The sequence below is a fragment of the Frigoribacterium sp. MEB024 genome, assembly GCF_000878135.1.
In the GTDB taxonomy this organism is placed as follows: Bacteria; Actinomycetota; Actinomycetes; order Actinomycetales; family Microbacteriaceae; genus Frigoribacterium.
The window spans coordinates 1-1,581 of record NZ_JXQZ01000108.1; the positions used below are offsets into that span (position 1 = coordinate 1).

Below are 1,581 nucleotides of genomic sequence, written 5' to 3' on the forward strand. Positions count from 1 at the left end.
CGTCGGCAGCGGCAGCCCGGGCACCCCCGTGCCGGACGTCGACCGCCTCACCGTCGACCAGGTCGAGGGCCGCACGGTCGTCACCGGCGCGGCGGTCCGCATCGTCGTCGCCCGCGTGCTCGGCCGTCACGACGCCGGCGCCCTCGCCTCGACCGGCGGCCACACCGGCGACCACGGCGTCGAGGTGCTCACCGGCACGTGGACGGGGCACGACCAGCCCGAGACGCTCGCGGTCGTGCTCACGGCGTAGCGACCTGCGAGAGGCGCGGGGCGCGGGCGTCGCGCACCGCGCCTCCTCGACGTCCGAGCAGGAGGCGCGGGTGGCGTCCTCGGTGTCCGGGCAGGAGGCGCGGGTGGCGTCCTCGACGAGGGGGGCCGCGCCTCCTGGTCTCGTCCAGAGCCTCGTCGTCTCGTCCCTGGACCTCGTCGTCTCGTCCCCAGGCGCTCGCCGGGTGACGGGACGGTGAACGATCGTGCACGGGGCTTCGTCGGGAGGCACGCTGCCGCTACGGTGGCCCGATGACGGCGATCGACACCTCCCCGACGACCGCGGCCCCCGCGCCCGGCACGCCCCTCCGGGGCACGACCCTGACGAGCAGCGACCTCTCGGGCTCGCCCCTCTCGGGCACCGTGCTCGCGACGCCGCCGACGGCCGAGCTGCACCTGCACGTCGAGGGCACGCTCGAACCCGAGCTCGTCTTCGCCCTCGCCGACCGCAACGACGTCGACCTGCCCTTCGCCTCGGTCGACGAGCTGCGCGCCGCGTACTCGTTCGGCTCGCTGCAGGAGTTCCTCGACCTCTACTACGCGTGCACGGCCGTGCTGCAGACCGCCCAGGACTTCCGCGACCTCGCCTGGGCCTACCTCGAACGCGCCCACGCCCAGGGGCTGCGTCACGTCGAGATGTTCTTCGACCCCCAGGCGCACACCTCGCGCGACGTCGACGTCGACGAGGTCGTCGACGGGCTGACCCAGGCGCTCGGCGAGGCACGCGAGCGGTTCGGCATCACGGGCGGGCTCATCCTCTGCTTCCTGCGGCACCTGCCGGTGGGCGACGCGGCCGCGACGCTCGAGTCCGTCGCGCACCGCGCCTCCGACCTGATCGGGGTGGGGCTCGACTCGTCCGAGGTGGGGTTCCCGCCGGCCGCTTTCGCCCGCGTCTTCGACCGCGCCCGCGCCCTCGGGCTGCACGTCGTCGCCCACGCCGGTGAAGAGGGGCCGCCGTCGTACGTCACCGACGCCCTCGACCTGCTGCACGTCGAACGCGTCGACCACGGGGTGCGCAGTCTCGAGGACGACGCCCTCGTCGCACGGCTGGTCGCCGACCGGGTGCCGGTCACGGTCTGCCCGCTGTCGAACCTGCGGCTCGCGGTGGTGTCCGACCTGACCGAGCACCCGCTGCCCCGCATGCTCGAGGCCGGGCTGCTCGTCACGGTCAACAGCGACGATCCCGCCTACTTCGGCGGCTACGTGGGCGACAACTACGAGGCGCTGCGCGACGTGCTCGGGCTGGACGACGACGCGCTGGCCCTGCTGGCGACGAACTCGGTCGAGGCGTCGTTCGCCGACGCGGGCCGCAAG

General features: G+C 74.3%; 2 protein-coding genes. Both read left to right on the plus strand.

Annotated features, from left to right (window positions below):
* Positions 1 to 250, plus strand: a 250-nt coding sequence (locus tag SZ60_RS17580) for a hypothetical protein (protein ID WP_043597470.1), incomplete at its 5' end; no start/stop codon positions are given.
* Positions 251 to 519: 269 nt separating this feature from the next.
* A partial coding sequence (locus SZ60_RS15320; protein WP_082060212.1) for an adenosine deaminase occupies positions 520 to 1,581 on the plus strand: 1,062 nt, incomplete at its 3' end.